This is a genomic window from Bacillus sp. HMSC036E02, assembly GCF_001836235.1.
GTDB lineage: Bacteria > Bacillota > Bacilli > Bacillales > Bacillaceae_G > Bacillus_A > Bacillus_A cereus.
The window spans coordinates 37,184-58,612 of sequence record NZ_KV827816.1 but is presented as its reverse complement, the minus strand read 5'-3'; the positions used below and the strand labels follow the sequence as shown (position 1 = coordinate 58,612).

The following is a 21,429-nucleotide window of genomic DNA, read 5'->3' as shown; positions in this document are numbered from 1 at the left end:
ATTTAATTACATAACTAATGAAACATTTTAAAGGAAAACAATTTGAGAAAGAAATGGTATGAATAGATGTTGGCTCCTATTGTTATTTTTTTGTTTAACAGCACAGTGAATTGTGCATATAAATTCATTATAGATTGTTTTTATAATATGGTTTATATGGGGTTTTCCTGATAATATAATGTGGAATATTATAGTGTTATTAGGTTATTAGGAACATTTAATGCTGTTTCATAACTGAAAGGGAATTGAAAAAAAACTGAAACTTTTCTCATAAAAATTCAATCTAACTTGAAAAATGAAAGGAAAATGAAATTTTCCAAAAGATATTCTTTGTTAAGATAAAAAGCATACATACAAAAAGCATTGACATATCTTAAAAATTTATTTTCAAGATATAGTGGGGGAAAAGATGAGATTAGAAAAACAATTAATAAAAAAGATGTATTATGAAACATTTCTAATGGAGAATGAAACAAAACCAACTCTTGACGTACTTGGACAAGCTTATGTAAACGAAGAAAAAAATGAGATTTCTGATGGGTCTTATATTCGTTTTGCACAAGGTGAATTTTATTATCGTCATCAAGATTTTGAAGCAGCTATTTTTAAATGGGAGAAGGTTAGTAATGAATTAGCACCATGGGCACAAAAAAATATTGCGGATGCTTATTTCGAACTTAATCAATTACCATATGCTGAAAATATTTATACTTCCATTACTACTGATAATAAAATATTGATGACCGAAATTAGACTACAATTACTTTCTCTTTACATTGAGCAAAATAATTTTGACTCAGCTTTCGGTGTTATTAAAGAAGCAGTTTCTTTAAATCCTGATTATCCGAATGTCACAAAAATTGCCCGTTCCTTTTATGAGGAACAGCAAGATTTTGATAGTGCAGTAGAGCTTGCTGTGAATGAGTTAATTCGAATAGAGTCGTATCCGTGGTTTGAGGTGTTAAAAGGATATATCGATAAAGGGTTTACTAAACATATTTCACCAGACTATTTTTATGATGCATTAGCTACATTAAATAATGTAGATCAAGTACAATTTACACAAATGGTTTCATCACTTTGGAACAGTTATAAAGATGAACCAAATTATTTATTATGGCTTAATACAATAAATGAATTTTTCTTACATATTGAAATACATTCGTCCGATATATGGAACAAAGTTTCTGCTCTTTACGAAGAAACGTACTTTACATTAATTCAAGGTCAATATACGCTTAGACAATTAGACGATATCATACCAAATCTGTTAGCAAACTGGTTAAAGGTAGTCAATCCATCTTATGCTGTATTTCCATCTGCAGCTGTATTGGCATGGGATGAGATTTTCCCTTCCAAAATAGATTCAGCAAATATAGAACATGCGGAAAACTTACTGTCACATTCTATTAATCATGTAAATGGCTTAGAGTACAGCTTACACCTTTTTGAATCTATTACACAGTGGGCACAAAAGCAGAATATAGAAATAGGTCACCGATTTAAATGGTTAGTTGACGAGCTCGCAGATTTAAGAACAAATCGTATTTTAGTAACGGGAACTTCAGGGAACGGAAAAACTACATTTATTAACTCTATATTAGGAGAAAATATATTAGAAAAATCAATTTCAAATGTAGTAGTTTTAAAAAATGATGCTCATATAGAAATAAACGCTATAACAGACTCAGCAATTACAACAACGGAAGATATCACTGATTACCATAATATGATGTCTCAGCACCATCAAACATATAGAGATAGAGCGTGTGTTGAATTTAAATTACCATGCAGATTTTTAAATGAAAATAAACTTACATTTGTAGTGACACCTGGCTTTAATAGAAATAACGACACTAGAGATGAGATATTCGAATATTTAAATTCTGTAGACGAATTACTGTTCGTATTGAATGCGGATTCACCTTTTACTGATAAAGAACGTGACATTCTATTAAGTATTCAAGAACATACGCCAAATTTACAAATTCATTTCTTATTAAATAAAATCGATAACATTTACAGTGAAGCAGAAGTGAAAAGGGTATTACATGATACGGCAACGAGAATAAATACATATTTTCCGTATGCGAGAATTTTCCCTTATTCCTCGTTATATACAAGTAGTCAACAATTAAATGGTTTAATCGAGTTTATTCATTTTAACTTTAATCATAAAAATATCGATGCAGAACGTACTGAAAAGTTATTATTTTTCATTCGAAAAACAATTACATATCTTTTGGAGAAACGTGTTGAGAAAGAAAATAACCTGGTGGATGCTATTAATTGGAATGAAGATATGCTAGTGAAACTAAACGGTAGCATTAATAACCTTACTGCATTTGAAAGGGAAAAAATTCATTTCATTACACAATCATATCGTTCAATGAAGACTGAAATTACAAATGATCTTACCGAAAATATTCCGAAGATATTAAAGAGCTGTTCTAATTTAATTAGTGAAGAAAGTGATTTCGGGCACATGGATACGGAACTAAATAAAGCAATGAATGAAAGAGTGCATAAATATTTAGAACAAACTGTATTACCTAATCTTGCTCTTTCTATGCAAAATTGGATTGCAACTTCTAATAATGAGCTTCTTCAAAGTCAAACGTATTTAGAAGAACTTAGTGAAGGGCTTAATTCACTATTTGGAGAAAATAAAATACAGTTAGAATGTGACTTTAAAGTGCTTGATGACTGGCGCAGAGATACTGACAGGATGACGACTAGAATACAAATGGATGAAGTAAATATTTTACGTCGATTTACGCCAGCACAATTTTTACTAAAAAGTGCCGGTAAATTATTTGGAGTTCTTCCTAAAAATAAATCTATGCTATATAACAAATATAAACAGTATGTAGAAAATGAAGATTATACTGAAGTAACGGCTTCTATTATGAAGAAATTTTTCTTGCAATTTGAGCTGTTTGAAAACACACAAGAGAGGGATATTCATATATTCTTTAGGAATCCATTTAACTCCTTAAAGCAAGCTGTAGAAAATACGCAATTAGAAATACAAGAAAAACAAGAGATGTTACATAAAATGAAATCAAATCCTGAAGTTTATCATGATTCTATCATGCTCTTTGAATTGAGATTGCGTCAATGTGAAGTAATTTTAAATATAGGTGATGATAATACCTATACAGATGTAGCTTTAGAAACAAGTGTAGAATAAAAGTAAAAGGGAGCAACTGTAATAAGTTGCTCCTTTTTCATATAGATTATTTTTCTGTTTCTTTAATTTTAGTTTGTACTTCGCCAGTTTTAATTTTATTGCTTTCTGAGAAACGTAATAAATCGCCTTCAATAATTTTGTCAGACATTCGTAATTCATTTTGTGCACGTTTAATGAGGGCTTGAGCTTCTTTTTTTGGTAAATCTACAATTTCACCTGTTATACGGTCGTAGAAAGTGTTGTTTTTGTATGCATACTTATCTGTAACGAAGCTACCATCACGTAAAACAACAAAGCCAGTATATTCATCTGAAAACATATCATGGCCAAAACGGATATCATTCGTAGAATCAACACCTAATAAATTTAGAATTGTAGGTTTCATATCGATTTGTCCCGTAGGCTTTGAAATAGTTTGACCTTCTGTTTGTCCAGGAATATGAATATATAAAGGTGTACGTTGTAAATTTAAAGTATCAAATTCTGTTATTTGATCTTTTTCTAAAAACTGTGCCATTGCACGATTATGTTTTTCGGAAATTCCATAATGATCACCGTATAACACAATAATAGAATTATCGTAAAGCCCCTCGGCCTTTAGACGTTCAATAAATTTTTTAATGGATTCGTCTAAGTAACGTGCTGTTACGATGTAACGATCAAATACGCCATTACCAGAGTTGTATGGTTCAATGAATTTTGTATCTTCATCATACGTAAATGGATAATGGTTTGTTAAAGTAAGGAAACGAGCATAGAATGGTTGATTAACAGTTTTTAATATATCTACTGATTGATCAAAGTATTCGATATCTTTTAATCCCCAATTTAAATTTGTTTCTGGTGTAATTTTGTAATCAAGCTCATTATAGTAACGATCATAACCAAGAGCAGAGTACATGATATTACGATTCCAAAATGTTGCGTTATTCGCATGGAATACAGAAGTGAAATAACCTTGCTGACGTAAAATTTCTGGAGTTGCAGTATAATCATTGTTACCGTGTGTGAAGAATACAGCTCCTCGATTTAATGGATACAATGACGTATCGATTAGAAATTCTGAATCGGATGTTTTCCCTTGACCAGTTTGATGGAAAAAGTTATCAAAGTAATAACTTTCATTTATGAATTCATTTAGGAATGGTGTAACTTCTTGCCCGTTCACTGATGCGCCTATTAAGAAGGTCTGCAAGGATTCAAGAGTGACGACAATTACGTTTTTTCCTTTCGCTGCACCAAACATATTAGGGTTTGGCTCGCTTTGATTTGCTTTTACGTAGTTTTCAGTTTCTTGTAATTTACTACTATCAGCAAGTGCTTTTTGTGACCCAGCTTTTACTTGCAGTGTTAAGTCATATACTTGGTGAGTATATAAGCCTAAATTTTTGACAAGCATGACTCGGTCGAATGATCTTGTTAATAATTCAGGGCGCTCTTTTTCTGCAAGATGTAGATTCGCAAAGAATACACCAATCGCTAAAAGAAAGTATAACAAGCGCGTAGAATGAGTTACACGTTCTGTTTTAAAGACCAATGATTTCTTTTTTAATAAAATAAAGAAGAAAACAATGTCTACGAATGCGAGTATAATTTTGTAGTTTAATATTTCTATAATACTGCCGCCTAATTGGCCAAAGTTTGAGGTTTGTCCAAGTACTGGTAATGTAACGAAATCACTATAAAAATCATAGAACATTACATTTCCAACAAGCACGATTGTTAATAAGAAATTAATACAGAGCGCTATATAATTTCGCTTTTCACCAGTTGCAAATAATGCTAATCCAACAAATGCTAATGATGCGGCTAGAGGGCTAATAAACAAAATGAGCTCTTGCGTTGAAGACTCGATTTTTAAATCAAAACTGAATCGCGTAATAAGATATGTTTTTAACCATACTGCTAAAGCCATTATTATAACAAAACTTATATTTTGCATTTGTAAATTTATTTTGTTCTTCATTTTTACACCTTCTTTATATAATTTATTTAACTAAAGTTATATATTATGTTTTTATAACTATTAGACTGTAATGAACCATTTAGACTTTGTTTTCTAAAGGGAATAATTTGAAGTATTCATATATATACAATGGGGATTTTTAAAGCGTAGTAGCATAAATATAACTCTTTTTTGAGAAACAGGCAGAAAAAGTCATAGTTGTAGTGAAATTGACTTATAGACATCCTACCATATTAAACACTATGATGATGTTACAAAATATCGAACAAATGAAAGTGAAAATGGATAGAGACTTTTAAAACTGTTGGCATTCAATTCATTAGAATTGAATGCCAATCATTTTAAATATACAGTTATATTACATATGTATTTTGTAAAATCCTGATTTTTTGTCGGTTAATCATTAGCCGGGAAGGATAGGGGGCTTATTAATATACTTTTAATATATATGAGTAAAGTGTTTTGAAATTAGGAATATTTGACTAGAATCTTAATGATAGAAATTAAATGTCAGATAAGTACTTTCCAACATACAGACCACTTGCAGCTGCTTGAGATAATGAATGCGTAACGCCTGAACAATCTCCAATTAAAAATAGCCCATGCACACTTGTTTCAAAATAGTTATTGAGTTTTATCGTAGGAGCATAGAACTTTCCGTCAATTCCATATAACAAAGTATCTTTATCAATCGGTTCTTGTATAAATTGTTCTAAGCGTAATAAAAACTCTTTGAGCCCTTCAATATATAATTGAGGGATTTCTTGATTCAAATCTCCATAATCCCCCTGTAGTGTAGGGTGTATACGATTATGCTCCATGCTGTTTTCCACCGTAGGTTGTTTCTTTAGTAAGTCCTCTAAGCGCTGTATAACAATCCGATCTCGCCCTTGGTTAATGCCTTCAATAATTGAACTTGCGTATACATTTGCTTCTTTGAGAGTAGGAAAATAGCGAGGAATAAATAAAGTGAAATTTAAGTTAGAAGTGCCAGTTCCTTGTTCTCGAAAATTTTGACCGTCAGGCATAACTAAACCTTCTTCGTACTTTCGAATGATGCGGCCTTGTGGATTCATACAGTAAGTAGTTGCTGTGAAATGCTCACCTTGATAAGAAAGTTTTGTTTCAAAAGTATCTTTTAATATAGAACGTAATTGATGTTCTTTCATTTCTACTCTAATTCCTAAATCTACACGTGTTTGCTCCTGAGAAATATTTAGGGAACTGCATATTTCTTTTAACCAATCGGCCCCAGAGCGCCCAGTTGCAAATACAAGTTGCTTAGTTTGAACTGTTCCTTGATTTGTCTCTATTGTAAAATGATCTTCCTGTTTCAGAATATGTTGTACATCTATATGAAATTGGATCTTTATTTTCGTCAGTAAAAATTCATAGAGCTGCTGAAAAATGTTACTGGAAAGTGTTGTACCAAGATGTCTTACTTCTGTTGTTAGCATTTGTAAACCACACGCTTCAGCTCTCTTAGTGAGACTTGAATTTTCAGTAGAATATTTTGAAACCGAACTTCCACCAAACTGACATAGAATTTCATCTACTTCAGCCATGAGTTGTATAAAACCCTCTTTACCGACTTTTTTCTCAAGTTCTCCGCCAAATCCGTTTGTATAATTAAATTTCCCTTCAGATTTTCCTAAACCACCAAACCCGAAATATTTATCACATGTAGTACAATTACACACTTTTCCTTCGTCTAAAGGACAATGGCGATCTTCTAGCGCTTTACCTTTATCAAGAATTAAAACTTTTTTGTTACTTTTAGCTAGTGAATAAGCCATAAAAATGCTACTTACTCCAGCGCCGATAATCGTAACATCATACATATTCTTCCACCTGCTAACGAATAGTTTGTTTTTTATTTTTCTAGTGTATAACAATTTTATGAAGTTAAGAAATAGCTTTTATTAATAAAGTGGGAGTTTTTGAACTTGATGCTTTATTAATTTCTACGAGTGGTGGAGTAAATACAAAAATTTTTATTTGAAAGAAGAAACAGTTTAAAAAATAACTATGTCATATGATTAATAACATCTTACATAGAAAAAAACAGACCTTTTAAGTGAAGAGGTCTGTTAATGATTTTAAATCTTATTTAGCAAATACATGGTTACCAATTACTGCTACTGTTTGACGTGTCGTAATCCACTTGTCTGTTGATGTTTTTGGATTGTAGAAATAAAGCCAGTCAGAATGTACTCCATTTGTGGAGATAGCCTCTTCTACAGCCATTTTTGCTTCTGCGCTTGCAGGCTGATTAATTCTTCCATCTGTAACAGGAGTAAATGCATATCCGTATTTAATAGGTTCATAAATAACGCCTGTTATTGTATTTGGAAAACCTTTTGCATTTACACGATTTAGTATAACTTTCGCTACTGCTACTTTTCCTTTATAGGATTCGCCACCTGCTTCAGCGGTAACTAAGCGTGCCATTAAGTCTTTTTCTTTTTGTGAAATGCTTGAGTTGATTTTTAAATGTTGTCCTGTATAAAGCTTGTTTCCGACTGTATTGTTCATTTGTTTTATAGATTGGACAGTGACATTGTAACGCCTTGCTATCGTTTCTAATGAATCTCCCGGTTGTACTTGATAAATAATTTGTCCAGAAATGTTGGCTGGCTTGGTGTTTTGAGGAACAGTGATTTCATTTGATTTCACGGACCCTGGAATATGTAACTGTTCGCCAATAAAGGTTTGATCGTTTCCTTTATTATTAGCCTGTTTAATGGATTGTATTGAAACTCCGTATTGTTTACTAATGCCCCAAAGTGTATCGTTCTTTTTTACTGTATGAATGGTAGAAGCTTCAGCTGTGCTTTGACTACATACGAATGTAATTGCAGCTGCAGATAAAGGGATTATATGTTTTAGTTTTAGTAATTTCATTGTAAATCCTCCTAAGAAAAAATTAAGGTTAAACTATTAAGTAATGTAGTTTGAAATGTATATATGCGTAATATATTAATGTAAGTATATTAGCACATATAAAATAAATAATCACTATAAGTTTCATCTTCGTGTAGTGTAGAGTCCGAATATGAAATATTGCATATGAAAATACATTGAAGTTCATATTTCTGATTACTATAATCTATTTAGTAGAAAGGGAATACGTTATAGAAATAAAATCATTATAGATTAATATAATGATTAATTATTAATAGGAGGATTAATGTAATGAAAATATTTCAAAAAATGTGTGCGTCAACTGTAATCATTACAACACTTTTAGGAACAGGAGGTACTATTAATAGTGTACATGCTGATTCTATAGAACAGCAGATTAAATCAGGGATAGAACAAGAAACAGATAAGCAAATCATTGTAAAATTTAAAGCGGATTTGGATTTGCCATATGAAGATGGTATTGAAAAACAAATACAATCTCAAACGAATGATAAAGTAATAAAAGATCTTTTGACAGAATATCCAGATGTAACATTTACTCGTTTATTCACATCTGTAAGCCCGGAACAAATACAAAACCTTGAAGTGAAAGCACCTAATCATGTATCTACAAGTTTATTAAACTACTATATTCTGCAAAATCAAAATAGTGGGTATGAAGAAGAAATAGTAGATAAGTTAAAGGCATCTTCTTTAATAGAAGATGCGTATATGAAGAAACAAGAGAAAATAATGCCACCTGAAGTGCAATCATCAAGTGTAGCTCTTAATCCTAGTAACAATCCTAGATTTAAAAAACAAGGTTATCTTGAAGCGGCCCCATACGGTATTAATGCGCCTTTCGCCTGGGGAATTCAAGGCGGTAATGGAAATGGTATCACTTTTGTTGATATGGAATACGGATGGTTATTAAATCATGAGGATTTATTACATCAAAAAATTGAGTTAATGTCTGGAAGAAATATAGATCAGCATGTCGGTCATGGGACGTCTGTACTAGGAATTGTATCCTCTGAGGACAATGAAGTTGGGAATATTGGGATTGCGCCAAAAGCGAAAGCAAAGGTTATCTCTCAAATAAGAGATAATGGACAGTATAATACGGCTGATGCAATATTAAGCGCTGTAAATCAGTTAGAAGCTGGGGATGTTTTATTGTTAGAGGCGCAAGCATCTTTCGATGGATATGGTGATAAATATTTACCTGTTGAAGTACAACCAGATATCTTTGATGCAATTCGTGCTGGTACAGATAAAGGGATTGTAATTATAGAGGCTGGAGCAAATGGGTGGAATGATTTAGATGAGTTCAAAGATAGAAAGGGTAAGCAAGTCTTAAATCGTAATAGTAAAGATTTTAAAGATTCGGGTGCAATTATGGTAGGAGCTGGCTCTTCATCTTTCCCTCATGAACGTATGTGGTTTTCGAATTATGGAAGCCGTATTGATGTGTACGGATGGGGAGAAAATGTAGATACAACTACAGCTGAGCAAAGTAGAAGTGCTGTAAATCTTTATACTTCAAGCTTTAGCGGAACATCTAGTGCTTCGCCAATTATTGCTGGGGCAGCGACTTTAGTACAAAGCATTGCTAAAGAAAATTTAGGACAACCATATAGACCAAGTGAACTAAGAGCAATATTAAGTAACCAGAGCACAGGAACAAAATCTAAAGATCCATATGCAGATAAAATTGGTGTTTTACCAGATTTGAAGTCTATACTAGTAAACTTAGGCTATGAACAAAGAAAACCAAACGGTGGGAATGAATTACAAGTAACAGAAAATGAACCAAATAATGAGCCTAGACAGGCAAATAAAGTTAACTTTCATACACCGGTGAAAGGAACGCTACATAATAGTGATAGAGTAGATGTATTTACTTTCCAAATTGATTCGCCGGAAAATATTAATATTTCTTTACTAAATGAACAAAATATCGGAATGACATGGGTACTTCATCATGAATTAGATTTAAATAACTATGTAGCATATGGTGAAAATGAAGGCAATGTAGTTAAAGGAACTTATAATGCAAAGCCAGGTAAATATTATTTATACGTCTATAAATATGAGAATAAAGATGGTTCATACGTATTGAACATAAAATAAGTAAAAGGAACTTCAGATGAAGTTCCTTTAAATTTTTCTAATTTAGTATATGTGAATGATTTTTTAACTTTACTTCTATGCAATATTTCATATTGATGAAATGTTATTTATTTTTTCTGAACTAGCTTATATTATATTCAATAAGTTTGATGTAAAAACAGAAAAAGAGAGGGATAATAATGAGCAATAAGAAGTTAATTTTGAAATTATTCATATGTAGTACAATATTTATCACATTTGTATTTGCTTTACATGATAAGAGAGTAGTTGCAGCTAGCTCTGTTAATGAGCTTGAAAATTTATCAAAATGGATGCAACCTATACCTGATAGTATCCCGTTAGCACGAATTTCAATTCCAGGAACACACGATAGTGGGACGTTCAAGTTGCAAAATCCGATTAAGCAAGTATGGGGAATGACGCAAGAATATGATTTTCGCTATCAAATGGACCATGGAGCTCGCATTTTTGATATAAGAGGACGTTTAACAGATGATAATACGATAGTTCTTCATCATGGGCCATTATATCTTTATGTAACACTGCATGAATTCATAAACGAAGCGAAACAATTTTTAAGAGATAACCCGAGTGAAACGATTATTATGTCTTTAAAAAAAGAGTATGAGGATATGAAAGGGGCAGAAGGTCCATTTAGTAGTACGTTTGAAAAAAATTATTTTGTTGATCCTATCTTTTTAAAAACAGAAGGAAATATAAAACTTGGAGATGCTCGTGGGAAAATTGTACTACTAAAAAGATATAGTGGTAGTAATGAATCTGGAGGATATAATAATTTTTATTGGCCAGATAATGAGACGTTTACCACAACTGTAAATCAAAATGTAAATGTAACAGTACAAGATAAATATAAAGTGAGTTATGATGAGAAAGTAAAATCTATTAAAGATACGATGAATGAAACGATGAACAATAGTGAGGATTTAAATCATCTATATATAAATTTTACAAGCTTGTCTTCTGGTGGTACAGCATGGAATAGTCCATATTACTATGCCTCTTATATAAATCCTGAAATTGCAAACCATATAAAACAAAAGAATCCTGCGAGAGTAGGCTGGGTAATTCAAGACTATATAAATGAAAAGTGGTCACCATTATTGTATCAAGAAGTTATAAGAGCGAATAAGTCATTAATAAAAGAATAAAGATGATGAGAGTAAGAAGCGATAAAATATATCGCTTCTTTTTATTTTCCAATAACCAACATTAGAAATTGTACTTTTATAATAGAAAAAAATAAAAACATAAGATATAATCATACATATAAAATTTGTACCAATAAATTATATATGTATCATTGAATTTAATTTGTTGTAATGAAATGGAGGTATATACTATGAGGTTTCCACATGATTTTTTATTCGGAGCTGCTTCAGCTTCTTATCAAGTAGAAGGTGCATGGAATGAAGATGGAAAAGGTGTTACGAATTGGGACGAGTTTTCAAAAATTCCTGGCAAAACATACAATGGAACAAATGGTGATGTAGCGGTTGATCATTATCATCGATATAAGGAAGATGTTCGCTTAATGGCTGAGATGGGATTAGAATCGTATCGTTTTTCTATTTCTTGGGCAAGAATATTGCCGACTGGAGATGGAGAGGTAAATGAAAAAGGGATTGAATTTTATAACAACTTAATTGATGAATGTTTAAAATACGGGATTGTGCCGTTTGTCACTTTATATCATTGGGATTTACCATTACCGTTAGAAAAAGATGGTGGATGGACGAATAAAAGAACAGCAGAGGCTTTCGTAAAATATGCAGAAACTTGTTTTAAGGCATTTGGTGACAGAGTTAAGCATTGGATTACTTTTAATGAGACAGTAATGTTTTGTGGATTAGGTTATTTAAAAGGTGCACATCCACCAGGAATACAAAATGATGTTCCAAAGTATTTTCAAGCGACTCATTATGTATTTTATGCACATGCGAAAACAGTTGCGGTATACAAGCAGCTGAAACAATATGGTGAGATTGGGATTACACATGTTTTCTTACCTGCTTATAGTGTGGATAACCAAAAAGAAAATATACAAGCAGAAAATCATGCGAATGAATATGAAACGTATTGGTATTATGATCCAGTTTTAAAAGGTGAGTATCCGTCTTATGTTGTACAACAATTAAAGGAAAAAGGGTGGACTCCTAATTGGACGGTTGAAGAATTAGAAATTATTAAACAAAATGCAGAAGAAAATGATTTTATTGGTTTGAATTATTATCAACCAATACGAGTAGAAAGATACGATATGGATATAAAGAGTGAGGAACATTCTCGAGAAAACTCAACGCTTGCTCCAGGTAATCCTTCTTTTGATGGTTTTTATCGAACAGTTAAAATGGATGATAAAACATATACAAAATGGGGATGGGAAATATCTCCCGAAGGTTTCTTAGAGGGATTGCATATGTTGAAAGCGCGTTACGGTGACATAAAGATGTATGTAACGGAAAATGGACTTGGTGATGAAGATCTAATCATTGACGGAGAAATTGTAGATGTTCCGAGAATTAAATTTATTGAAGCGCATTTAAAAGTAATGAAGCGTGCAATTGAAGAGGGAATTAACTTAAAAGGTTATTATGCATGGTCAGTGATTGATCTTTTAAGTTGGTTAAATGGATATAAAAAGCAATATGGCTTTATTTTTGTCGATCATAATGATAACTTAAAACGTAAGAAGAAACTTTCGTTTCATTGGTATAAACGTGTGATCGAAACGAGAGGGGAAGAGTTATAACAGATAAAAGAGTATTTTAGGAGAAAGTGTATGAGTGCAAAGTATAAACAAATTGCAGATGTGTTAGAGCAAAACATTCGAGATGGGCTTTTTAATGAAACGAAAAAACTACCTACAGAAGAAGCGTTGATGAATCGATTTGAAGTAAGCCGTAATACGATACGTAAAGTAATTAGTCAGCTTGTGAATAGAGGTTATATTTTTCAAGTACAAGGTAGTGGTATGTTTTTACGCGAAACTTCTGTAACAGATTACATTAATTTAGGAAGTTTACGTGGATTAACGAAAAATCTTGTTTCACAAAATATTGAAACGAAAGTGTTAGAGCTTGAAGTAATAGATGCGGACGAAGAAATAGCAAAGCGAATGCAATGCGAAGTTGGAACTAGGTTGCATTTTTTGAAGCGCTTAAGAATTGTAGATGCTAAACCATTCTCTATTGAAGTAAATTATTTCAAAAAAGATATTATTCCATATTTGAACGAAGAAATAGCATTAAGCTCTGTATACAGTTATTTCATTGAAGATTTACGATTAAATATTGGTTTTGCTGATAAAGTTATTAGTTGTGAAAAAGTAAATAAAGAAAATGCACAGCTTTTAGAATTAAATGAAGGTGATCCGGCGCTTCTTATTGAAAATACAGTATATCTTGTAAATGGAACAATTTTCGAGTTATCTCAGTCGATGTTTCATTATGAAAAGACTAAACTTTTAAATCGAATTAATTTTAAATGAAAAATTATCGTGTAAAAAAAGCAACTGGTCCTAAGTGACCAGTTGCTTTTTATTTTTAAAGTGGATGAGCAAAAAAACACGAAAGTGGTTGGTCCGCTTTTTACAAACATCTATTATGATAAGAGAAGAAAGGTAGTATGTTATCAACGTTTTAAAGAGGAAGGTTTTTATGTAAGTTCTTTAATTAAAATTGATGGGGCTTAGAGAGGTGAAAAGACAATGAGTTTTGCAATTTCACTAGTCGTTATTATTGTAATTGTATCGCTATTTGGGACTGTACTAGTTGCAAGAAACGTGGAGGATAATTATGGTAAGTCTACAAAAAGAAATGTGAAAAACTTATCTGCAATCTATATTCTTCTTCTTTTTGTTCTACTGATTGGGGTAACATGGTATGCGGTAATGATTTGATAGTTTGTAAAAGAACTGAAATGAGAGTATGAAGTTGGAATTTTAGAAGCTATCGAGTAATCAGAAAGAGAGCCATTTTGGATATATCTATTTGCGGATAAGAAGATGTGACTAATTAATACTATTTTTAGAGTGAATACTGTTAGTAATAAATTGAGATTAGTTTGTTTTGAGAGGGGCAACTATATGGAATGGAAACCAAATCGTGCAGATAAGACACCAGTATATAAACAAATTGCTGATTATATTGAAAGAGGCATTTCTTCAGGCGAATTTCCTTCTGATAGTAAGTTACCTTCTGAGCGTATGTTAGCAAAGGAATTACAGGTGAACCGGAGTACAATAGTAGCTGCGTATGAAGAATTAAAATCACTTGGAGTAGTAGAACGACAAAAGGGAAGCGGAACACGGGTCAATACGGACATATGGGGTGTCTCACATAAACGAATACCGAACTGGGGTAGGTACGTGGAGGATGGATCGTTCTTACCTAACGTACCACTCGTTCAACAAATTCGAACGGAAACACAAAAAGATGATTTAATTAATTTAGCAAGCGGTGAACTGTCACCAGAATTAATTCCAAGTGATAGATTTCGAACAATTTTGTCGGAGAAAACATTTATGGAAAACCTCGGTTATGACCATCCACTTGGAAATGAGATGTTGAGAAAAACAATTGCAGCACATGTTCAGCAATATAAACAAATTGAAGCAGATTCAAGCTCTATTCTTATTACGTCAGGAGCACAACAGGCGCTTAATCTTATCGTTCAATGTTTATTAAAACCTGGTGATGCGATTGCGATTGAAGATCCTTCGTATTGTTTTTCGCTCCCAATGTTTAAATCGGCCGGTTTAAACATATTTCATTTACCTGTTGATAAGGATGGAATGAATCCAGATGACTTAATCGATTTGCACAAAAAGCATCGCATTCGTATGGTGTTTTTGAATCCAGATTATCAAAATCCAACGGGTACTGTGCTTTCATTAGCGAGACGTAAAAAAATTTTAGAACTGTCTTCTGAGTTCGGTATACCAATTGTAGAAGATGATCCGTATAGTTTAATTTCTTTTAATGGAGAAGTGAACCCGACATTAAAATCAATGGACCAAAATGGAAATGTTCTTTATATAAGTTCATTATCAAAAATTGTTGCATCAGGATTACGTATTGGATGGATAATTGGTCCTACACGCGTAATTGAGCGTTTAGCAGATGCAAAGCAACAAGTTGATTTTGGCCATAGTGTATTTACGCAGTGGGTAGCAAATCAATTTTTAGAATCAAAGGATTTCCATACACATATTACGATACTTCGTGGACAATTGAAGCAAAGAAGAGATGAATTAATTGCAGAGCTTGAAGGAACATTGGGAGAACGAGTTGAATGTTTCGTGCCAGAGGGTGGAATACATGTATGGTGTAAAGTAACAGGAAAGTTTGATGAATATCACTTATTAGGTGAATCTATACGGAATGGTGTCGCATTTGTTCCGGGCAGTGTTTTAGGTTCGAAAAATGAATATATACGATTTACGTTTGGTAGAGCGAATATAGAACAAATTCAACTTGGAATTAAACGGTTTGCCGACACGCTAAATGAGATTTCATAATATGGATGTGTGATAGTGAAATGAGGGAAAGAAATGAAGTACGTGACGCTTTTACTTCAAGTAGGCGTGCTATATGTATTTAGCCTAGTGGGTACGTGGATTCAGGAAATATTCCATCTATCAATACCGGGGAATTTAATAGGGATGTTAATACTGTTCCTGCTCCTTTCCACTCGCGTTTTACCGTTAAAATGGTTTGAGTTAGGTTCGGAAAAGTTAATCGTATTTTTACCGTTATTTTTAATCCCTTCGACAACAGGGCTCATGGAATACGGGTCTTTTCTTTTCAGTAAGGGAAGTATTATATTCCTTTTAGTAGTTGCAAGTACTGTAGTAACTTTGATTGTTTCAGGGTATATAAGTCAATTATTAGTCACATCAAAAAAATAAAATCGACAAGGTGCACGATTCAAATGGTCTTAATTATTATTACTGTAGCAATTTATTTCTTGGCGACAAAGCTATATAAAAAATTTACGTTTGCATTTACGTTACCAGTGTTAACAGTTACGGCAATTATGATTTGTTTATTTTTGATTTTTGGTATTTCTCATCATGAGTATAGGGAAAATGGGGGAAACATTCTTTCAAGCTTATTGAGCCCTGCAATTGTAGCATTGGCCATACCTCTATTTAAAGAGCGAAAGATACTGATGAAAAATTTTTCATCGATACTAATCGGAGTAGTGATAGGTATAGTGGCTGTAACGAGCATGAATGTAGTGATTGGCGGAATTTTAAATATAGATAAGGAACTTATATTAACTACTTTACCACAGGTAGCGACAATGCCAATTGCCCTTTCAATAGCGGATCAAATTGGTGGTATTCCATCTATGACTTCTAGTTTTGTAGTTGTTGCAGGAATAACAGGCGCTATTATGGGACCAACAGTACTTAAGTTTTTCCGTATAACAAGTACGATTGGAAAAGGAGTTGGAATGGGCTGTGCATCACATATTATCGGTGTGAGTCGTTTAGTGAAAGAAGGCGAGAAAGAAGCGACTATCGGTTCGGTAACGATGATTGTAACTGGAATACTTATTAGTATACTAATACCGTATGGAACGAAATTTATTTTTTAAATGTAATGGAGATGATAACAATGACAACATGGTTTATAGTTACATTATTTGTTTTTGGAGCTATTAAAGTATTAGTTTCTAGCATGCCCACTTCTGTTGTAGAATCAATTATTAGTAAATTTGAATTGCATCAAAAGCTTGAGGTGGAAAATACTTCTATATCGATAGATGGAAAAAATATAGAGGGAGAAATGAAACTACAAGTTATTCATGAATTTAATGAGGCGTTGTTTTTAGATAAACATTATTTCCCGCCGCACGGAGAAGGAACACCAATAGTCATTGATACGAAGAAAGGGAGTAAAGAGATTAGATTTTCGCTATATAGCTATGAGGAACATGTTGATGTCATTAAGCAATATAAGAAGAAAGTCGTTGCCTATCGTTTACGCTCTAAAAGCCTTCAAACATTGGCACCATTAGTAATAACGGAAGAGTATGCTTAAGAAGAGACCTATAATGGTCTCTTTATTTTTTTATCCAATTATATACGTTCCAAATAAAAGAATGAAAAATCATATAACCAAATAAAGAATATGTATGGTTCCAATTCGCACTATGTACAAATAAACCTAAACTTTCAGCAATCTGTTCAAAAAGGCTAGCACAAATACCGATTGAAATAATAAATAAAATTATAGAAACTTTAGATAATTTTTTTGAAATGTGTATAAAGATAACTGTTAAAATCGGCAGTACGAACAATGTAAAAGCTATATTAACCGAAAATGTGGATGAGAAGGGCCTAGCCGGAAAGGAATATATTTGTTTATGAACAAAAAAGGCATCTAAGCAAGTTGCAATAATAGAAGAGAGAAAGATTGTAACTACTAATGCTAGAAACTCATTCTTCTTCTCGGAGGAGGACATTTTTCTTTGCGAGAATGGCGAGTTCAATTTTTTCGAGTGTTTTGCAGTAGTCTTCTGTAATTTGTCCATTTATATTTTCCTCCTTATCAACTAAGTAATTTACAACTTGCCAATCAGTAAACCAATCTGCACTGTCAACTTCTTCATGCTTCATATCGCGCCATGCATAGATGAGTGCAGGGCTGTATATGCGATAAGCATCATTTCGTAACTGGCATTTCTTTATTCGGCGCTTATAAAACTCACGGGAAAAAGATTCATTTACACTTGAAAATAAATGGGGCCAGTAATCTTTCCTAGATCCTGTATGCGGATGGTGTTGAGCCCAACTTATTATTTGAGATAAAACATGTGTATCTCGAAATAATAATGAGTACAATCTTTTTCCAATTAATATCCGTTCATGTAAGGAAGTGAAATGTTTCATTGTATCACCAAATAGTAATACTTTTTGTTTCTTATCATTTTCGTAGAATGGGAAAAGGATATGATTAAACTGAAAGAAATCAAAGAGTTTAAATCCAATACTATTTAGTACAGTCTTTTTAAATTGTACATTTTGAATCACTCTTTTTTCTAAGTAGTTTTGTTCATTAATAATAGTTGCAATTGCTAAAGTTTTTTTGTTACCTGTTTTCCAAAAATGGTTCCACATCGTTTCCATAAATGTAGAAACATTTAGGTGAGGGAGAAGGTGAAATAACTTTTGTGATCTCTTTACACTTTGTTCGTAAAGTAAAAATTGAGGGTATACATCTTGGAAAATAAGCCAATTCCCTCTTTCTAAAAAAGAAAAAAATATGAATTGATCTTTCTCTGATAAAATTCTCGTATATAAATCGCCCTTTAAATCAGTCATATTCCAACCGCCGTTACGTGATACCATATGCCCAAGCAGTGCCCAATGTATTTCTGGATATTGAATGTAAAATTGGTAGTATGCGCGTGTTCTTGTAACATTATTTTTATTTAGCTGTTCTGTTTGTATTTTTATTTTGTTGATGATGAGTTGTTCTTCTTTCGTTAATTTATACATGGTGCCAGAAGGAATAAGTTTGCTTTTTTGTTTCAATTCATTTTTTACGTCGAATAGGGAGAGAGGCAGTGCTTTGGAAGGTCCGTTATATGTATGATTTGAATTGCTTCGGTCCATTCCGTTACCTCCCTTTTTCATAAATTTAAACATGATTATTGGCTATGAATCATTCTATTTATTTTATTACGAGTATAAGAAATAAATGAGCGGTGTTTTTTACAAGGAATTTATTTATCATGAAAACCGTATAGAAAATCTTACTGTTGTGAGATGAAATGAAAAACAGAAACTACGTTTAATAGTTTCTGTTTTTTTATTTTGTCAATTAAATGTAACAAACGACGATTATGATTTGAATCAATTGAAAATAATTCAATAAATATTATTTAAATTGAGATGTTTCGTAGGAGGAAAAAGAATGTTAAATAAAATAATTTTAATTACTGGTGGGACAGGTTCGTGGGGGCATGAACTTATAAAACAACTATTAGAAAAATCACCGAAAGAAATTAGAATTTTTTCAAGAAATGAAACGGTTCAGTTTGAAATGCAGCAACAGTTTATAAATGATGATAGGTTAAAATTTATTATTGGAGATATTCGTGATAAAGATCAACTAGTCTATGCTTGCCAAGGTGTACATTATGTGTTCCATCTTGCAGCTTTAAAACATGTTCCAGTATGTGAGTATTATCCTTATGAAGCTATAAAAACCAATATACATGGTACGCAAAATGTAATTGAAGCCTCTATACAGATGCAAGTTGAAAAAGTTATATATGTTTCAACGGATAAAGCAGCTGATCCATCAAATACGTATGGGATGACAAAAGCAATTGGTGAAAAATTAATGGTTCATGCGAATATACAAACGAAGAAAACAAAATTCATTTGTGTTCGTGGTGGAAATGTTTTAGGAACGAGTGGAAGTGTAGTACCACTTTTTAAACAACAAATTAAAAAATCTTCAGAAGTAGGGATTACCGATGCGAATATGACTAGATTTTTCTTAACAGTTGAGGATGCTGTTGGATTGTTATTTAAAGCCGTATCTCAAGGTAGAGGCGGGGAAATCTTTGTTATGAAAATGCCGGCATGTAAAATAACAGATTTAGCAGAAGTATTAATTGAATATTCTGGAAAAGAAAAAGTTAAGGTAAAAGAGGTAGGGATAAGACCGGGTGAAAAATTAAGTGAAATGCTTCTATCTGAGGTAGAGAGTAAAACAAGTATAAGTTTTGATCAAAATTATTTTGTGGTACTACCGACTATTCCTATAGAAGGACTTCAAGAATATTATTCTAGCTATCCTCTAGTGGATGTGAAGAGTTTTAGTTCTCAACAAGACTTACTTGAAAAACATGAGGTGAAACAAATGCTATTAAAAGGAGGATTTTTGCGATGAAAAAAAATGCGATCCTTTTAATAACTGGTGCAAATGGTTTCACAGGACGCCATGCTTGCCAATATTTTTTACAGCAGGGCTTTCATGTAATTCCTATGTTTCAAAATCGTGCATATGGAGAAAAAATTAGAAATGGTATTACTTGTAATTTAACTAATAAGAGCGAAGTAATGAAGGTAATGAAACAAATAAAGCCAGACTACGTATTGCATTTAGCAGGAAGGAATTCGGTTATAGAATCTTGGACAGCTGCCCTTGAATATATAGAGATTAATGTAATAGGAACATTATATTTATTAGAAGCAATTAAGCAAGAAGCCTCGCATTGTAGAACATTAGTTATAGGATCTGCTTTGCAAGTAAATAGTATGAACGAAATAAAAATTTCAAATCCATATAGTTTAAGTAAAACGATGCAAGTCATTATTGCAGAGGCTTGGGGAGGATTAATGGATTCAAATATTATCATTGCAAAGCCCTCAAACTTAATTGGTCCAGGGGAATCGAATGGCATTTGTTCGATTCTCGCAAAGAAAATGATAGATATAGAATCAGGTAGAAGTAAAGCCGTTATTGAAGTAAACAGTTTGAAAGATAGTAGAGATTTTCTAGATGTACGTGATGCGGTCAAAGCGTATCATGTGTTATTACGAGATGGAATAAATGGAAAACAATATAATATCGGATCAGGAGTAAAACGATCTTTATTAAATGTACTAGAACAATATAAAGAATTAACACAGCTAAATTTTTTTATAGAGGAAACAGAGAAGAGTGGGAGCGACTCAAATGAGAGTTTAGCAATAGAGGAAATAAAAAGGTTAGGTTGGATCCCAGAAATTGAATTTCATCAATCATTAAAAGATGTACTTGAGTATGCGAAGTGTAGTGACATCTGCATGCAATGAAAAACAAAAAAGGGTGTAAGAAATATATGAATGATTATGAAATAATAGATAATCAAAATACGCTATTTCTTTCAATTGTTGATACGTTGGATTGGAGAGATGAAGAAGCGCATGTATTGCGTCTTTATGAGGCAATACATAAATATCAAGCGTATGTAGAAGAAAAAAGGGTTAATCAAATAAAGTCAGCATTAGAGACGGAAACTAGATATGTGATTCAAATCTTTGCTCAATACGAGTGTAGTGAGTATGGAAATGATTTTTATGAACTCATTAAAGATCTTTTACAAGATATAGAGGTGGAGTTAAAGATTTATATAAAAAATAATAATTTTATTTACATTTAAAAGGTAAATATAGAGCTAGATTTTTAATAATAAAGGTGGGTAT

General features: G+C 32.4%; 19 protein-coding genes. 14 read left to right on the top strand and 5 right to left on the bottom strand.

Annotated features, from left to right (window positions below; all coding sequences use genetic code 11):
* Window positions 1-409 precede the first annotated feature (409 nt).
* Complete coding sequence (locus HMPREF2590_RS04675) at window positions 410-3,193, top strand: dynamin family protein (RefSeq protein ID WP_001235304.1); 2,784 nt, start codon at window positions 410-412, stop codon at window positions 3,191-3,193.
* 46 nt (window positions 3,194-3,239) lie between these two features.
* Here HMPREF2590_RS04675 and HMPREF2590_RS04670 read toward each other — a convergent pair whose 3' ends face one another.
* The 3 genes from HMPREF2590_RS04670 to HMPREF2590_RS04660 all read right to left on the bottom strand — a co-directional run bounded on the left by HMPREF2590_RS04670 (window position 3,240) and on the right by HMPREF2590_RS04660 (window position 8,063).
* Window positions 3,240-5,159 (bottom strand): LTA synthase family protein, encoded by a 1,920-nt coding sequence (locus HMPREF2590_RS04670; RefSeq protein ID WP_000791024.1) that lies wholly within the window; start codon window positions 5,157-5,159, stop codon window positions 3,240-3,242.
* Between the two features lie 503 nt (window positions 5,160-5,662).
* Window positions 5,663-7,000: an NAD(P)/FAD-dependent oxidoreductase gene (locus tag HMPREF2590_RS04665; protein ID WP_000272402.1), complete on the bottom strand. Its 1,338-nt coding sequence runs from the start codon at window positions 6,998-7,000 to the stop codon at window positions 5,663-5,665.
* 265 nt (window positions 7,001-7,265) lie between these two features.
* Entirely contained in the window at window positions 7,266-8,063 is a 798-nt protein-coding gene (locus HMPREF2590_RS04660) for a cell wall hydrolase (protein WP_000771177.1), read from the bottom strand.
* 291 nt (window positions 8,064-8,354) lie between these two features.
* On the opposite strand from HMPREF2590_RS04660, the gene HMPREF2590_RS04655 reads away from it, so the two are divergent.
* The 10 genes from HMPREF2590_RS04655 to HMPREF2590_RS04615 all read left to right on the top strand — a co-directional run bounded on the left by HMPREF2590_RS04655 (window position 8,355) and on the right by HMPREF2590_RS04615 (window position 17,266).
* Complete coding sequence (locus tag HMPREF2590_RS04655) at window positions 8,355-10,196, top strand: S8 family peptidase (RefSeq protein WP_000689190.1); 1,842 nt, start codon at window positions 8,355-8,357, stop codon at window positions 10,194-10,196.
* Window positions 10,197-10,375: 179 nt separating this feature from the next.
* Entirely contained in the window at window positions 10,376-11,365 is a 990-nt protein-coding gene (gene plcA / locus HMPREF2590_RS04650; protein ID WP_000066293.1) for a phosphatidylinositol diacylglycerol-lyase, read from the top strand.
* A gap of 191 nt (window positions 11,366-11,556) precedes the next feature.
* On the top strand, window positions 11,557-12,966 hold the full coding sequence (locus HMPREF2590_RS04645) for a glycoside hydrolase family 1 protein (RefSeq protein WP_001212117.1): 1,410 nt from the start codon (window positions 11,557-11,559) through the stop codon (window positions 12,964-12,966).
* A 30-nt stretch (window positions 12,967-12,996) separates the two neighbouring features.
* Window positions 12,997-13,704 (top strand): GntR family transcriptional regulator, encoded by a 708-nt coding sequence (locus HMPREF2590_RS04640; RefSeq protein WP_001274917.1) that lies wholly within the window; start codon window positions 12,997-12,999, stop codon window positions 13,702-13,704.
* Window positions 13,705-13,764: 60 nt separating this feature from the next.
* Window positions 13,765-13,908 (top strand): hypothetical protein, encoded by a 144-nt coding sequence (locus HMPREF2590_RS30540; RefSeq protein ID WP_000344279.1) that lies wholly within the window; start codon window positions 13,765-13,767, stop codon window positions 13,906-13,908.
* Between the two features lie 15 nt (window positions 13,909-13,923).
* The gene (locus HMPREF2590_RS04635; protein ID WP_000006451.1) at window positions 13,924-14,115 is read left to right on the top strand and encodes a hypothetical protein; all 192 of its coding nucleotides are present in this window, start codon (window positions 13,924-13,926) and stop codon (window positions 14,113-14,115) included.
* A gap of 186 nt (window positions 14,116-14,301) precedes the next feature.
* On the top strand, window positions 14,302-15,735 hold the full coding sequence (gene pdxR, locus HMPREF2590_RS04630; protein WP_000454968.1) for a MocR-like pyridoxine biosynthesis transcription factor PdxR: 1,434 nt from the start codon (window positions 14,302-14,304) through the stop codon (window positions 15,733-15,735).
* A gap of 33 nt (window positions 15,736-15,768) precedes the next feature.
* Window positions 15,769-16,125, top strand: coding sequence for a CidA/LrgA family holin-like protein (locus HMPREF2590_RS04625; protein WP_000878485.1), 357 nt, complete (start codon window positions 15,769-15,771; stop codon window positions 16,123-16,125).
* Window positions 16,126-16,148: 23 nt separating this feature from the next.
* The gene (locus HMPREF2590_RS04620) at window positions 16,149-16,820 is read left to right on the top strand and encodes an LrgB family protein (RefSeq protein ID WP_000242945.1); all 672 of its coding nucleotides are present in this window, start codon (window positions 16,149-16,151) and stop codon (window positions 16,818-16,820) included.
* Window positions 16,821-16,840: 20 nt separating this feature from the next.
* A complete protein-coding gene (locus HMPREF2590_RS04615; protein WP_000214643.1) occupies window positions 16,841-17,266 on the top strand; it encodes a YfmQ family protein in 426 nt (141 codons plus the stop codon).
* A 22-nt stretch (window positions 17,267-17,288) separates the two neighbouring features.
* Here the strand turns inward: HMPREF2590_RS04615 and HMPREF2590_RS04610 are convergent, their stop codons facing one another.
* Both HMPREF2590_RS04610 and HMPREF2590_RS04605 read right to left on the bottom strand, forming a co-directional pair.
* The gene (locus HMPREF2590_RS04610) at window positions 17,289-17,690 is read right to left on the bottom strand and encodes a CBO0543 family protein (protein WP_033685728.1); all 402 of its coding nucleotides are present in this window, start codon (window positions 17,688-17,690) and stop codon (window positions 17,289-17,291) included.
* Window positions 17,665-18,843: a DUF2515 domain-containing protein gene (locus HMPREF2590_RS04605; protein ID WP_000376168.1), complete on the bottom strand. Its 1,179-nt coding sequence runs from the start codon at window positions 18,841-18,843 to the stop codon at window positions 17,665-17,667. The genes HMPREF2590_RS04610 and HMPREF2590_RS04605 overlap by 26 nt, the downstream gene beginning before the upstream one ends.
* Before the next feature lie 301 nt (window positions 18,844-19,144).
* Between HMPREF2590_RS04605 and HMPREF2590_RS04600 the strand changes: the two genes are divergently transcribed.
* From HMPREF2590_RS04600 to HMPREF2590_RS04590, 3 genes are read left to right on the top strand one after another with little or no spacing between them, the layout of a single operon-like run.
* On the top strand, window positions 19,145-20,131 hold the full coding sequence (locus tag HMPREF2590_RS04600) for a UDP-N-acetylglucosamine 4,6-dehydratase family protein (RefSeq protein WP_000932588.1): 987 nt from the start codon (window positions 19,145-19,147) through the stop codon (window positions 20,129-20,131).
* Complete coding sequence (locus HMPREF2590_RS04595; RefSeq protein WP_050822058.1) at window positions 20,128-21,039, top strand: SDR family oxidoreductase; 912 nt, start codon at window positions 20,128-20,130, stop codon at window positions 21,037-21,039. The genes HMPREF2590_RS04600 and HMPREF2590_RS04595 overlap by 4 nt, the downstream gene beginning before the upstream one ends.
* Entirely contained in the window at window positions 21,036-21,386 is a 351-nt protein-coding gene (locus tag HMPREF2590_RS04590) for a DUF6572 domain-containing protein (protein ID WP_003315123.1), read from the top strand. The genes HMPREF2590_RS04595 and HMPREF2590_RS04590 overlap by 4 nt, the downstream gene beginning before the upstream one ends.
* The last annotated feature ends 43 nt before the right edge of the window (window positions 21,387-21,429 follow it).

Excerpts from the sequence above, each read along its gene's own strand:
- HMPREF2590_RS04625 (WP_000878485.1), top strand. The coding sequence starts at position 15,769 with ATGAAGTACGTGACGCTTTTACTTCAAGTAGGCGTGCTATATGTATTT.
- HMPREF2590_RS04655 (WP_000689190.1), top strand. The coding sequence starts at position 8,355 with ATGAAAATATTTCAAAAAATGTGTGCGTCAACTGTAATCATTACAACA.
- HMPREF2590_RS04590 (WP_003315123.1), top strand. The coding sequence starts at position 21,036 with ATGAAAAACAAAAAAGGGTGTAAGAAATATATGAATGATTATGAAATA.
- plcA (WP_000066293.1), top strand. The coding sequence starts at position 10,376 with ATGAGCAATAAGAAGTTAATTTTGAAATTATTCATATGTAGTACAATA.
- HMPREF2590_RS04620 (WP_000242945.1), top strand. The coding sequence starts at position 16,149 with ATGGTCTTAATTATTATTACTGTAGCAATTTATTTCTTGGCGACAAAG.
- HMPREF2590_RS04665 (WP_000272402.1), bottom strand. The coding sequence starts at position 7,000 with ATGTATGATGTTACGATTATCGGCGCTGGAGTAAGTAGCATTTTTATG.
- HMPREF2590_RS04635 (WP_000006451.1), top strand. The coding sequence starts at position 13,924 with ATGAGTTTTGCAATTTCACTAGTCGTTATTATTGTAATTGTATCGCTA.
- HMPREF2590_RS04640 (WP_001274917.1), top strand. The coding sequence starts at position 12,997 with ATGAGTGCAAAGTATAAACAAATTGCAGATGTGTTAGAGCAAAACATT.
- HMPREF2590_RS04610 (WP_033685728.1), bottom strand. The coding sequence starts at position 17,690 with ATGTCCTCCTCCGAGAAGAAGAATGAGTTTCTAGCATTAGTAGTTACA.
- HMPREF2590_RS04615 (WP_000214643.1), top strand. The coding sequence starts at position 16,841 with ATGACAACATGGTTTATAGTTACATTATTTGTTTTTGGAGCTATTAAA.
- HMPREF2590_RS04675 (WP_001235304.1), top strand. The coding sequence starts at position 410 with ATGAGATTAGAAAAACAATTAATAAAAAAGATGTATTATGAAACATTT.
- HMPREF2590_RS04595 (WP_050822058.1), top strand. The coding sequence starts at position 20,128 with ATGAAAAAAAATGCGATCCTTTTAATAACTGGTGCAAATGGTTTCACA.
- HMPREF2590_RS04605 (WP_000376168.1), bottom strand. The coding sequence starts at position 18,843 with ATGGACCGAAGCAATTCAAATCATACATATAACGGACCTTCCAAAGCA.
- HMPREF2590_RS04670 (WP_000791024.1), bottom strand. The coding sequence starts at position 5,159 with ATGAAGAACAAAATAAATTTACAAATGCAAAATATAAGTTTTGTTATA.
- HMPREF2590_RS04600 (WP_000932588.1), top strand. The coding sequence starts at position 19,145 with ATGTTAAATAAAATAATTTTAATTACTGGTGGGACAGGTTCGTGGGGG.
- pdxR (WP_000454968.1), top strand. The coding sequence starts at position 14,302 with ATGGAATGGAAACCAAATCGTGCAGATAAGACACCAGTATATAAACAA.
- HMPREF2590_RS04660 (WP_000771177.1), bottom strand. The coding sequence starts at position 8,063 with ATGAAATTACTAAAACTAAAACATATAATCCCTTTATCTGCAGCTGCA.
- HMPREF2590_RS04645 (WP_001212117.1), top strand. The coding sequence starts at position 11,557 with ATGAGGTTTCCACATGATTTTTTATTCGGAGCTGCTTCAGCTTCTTAT.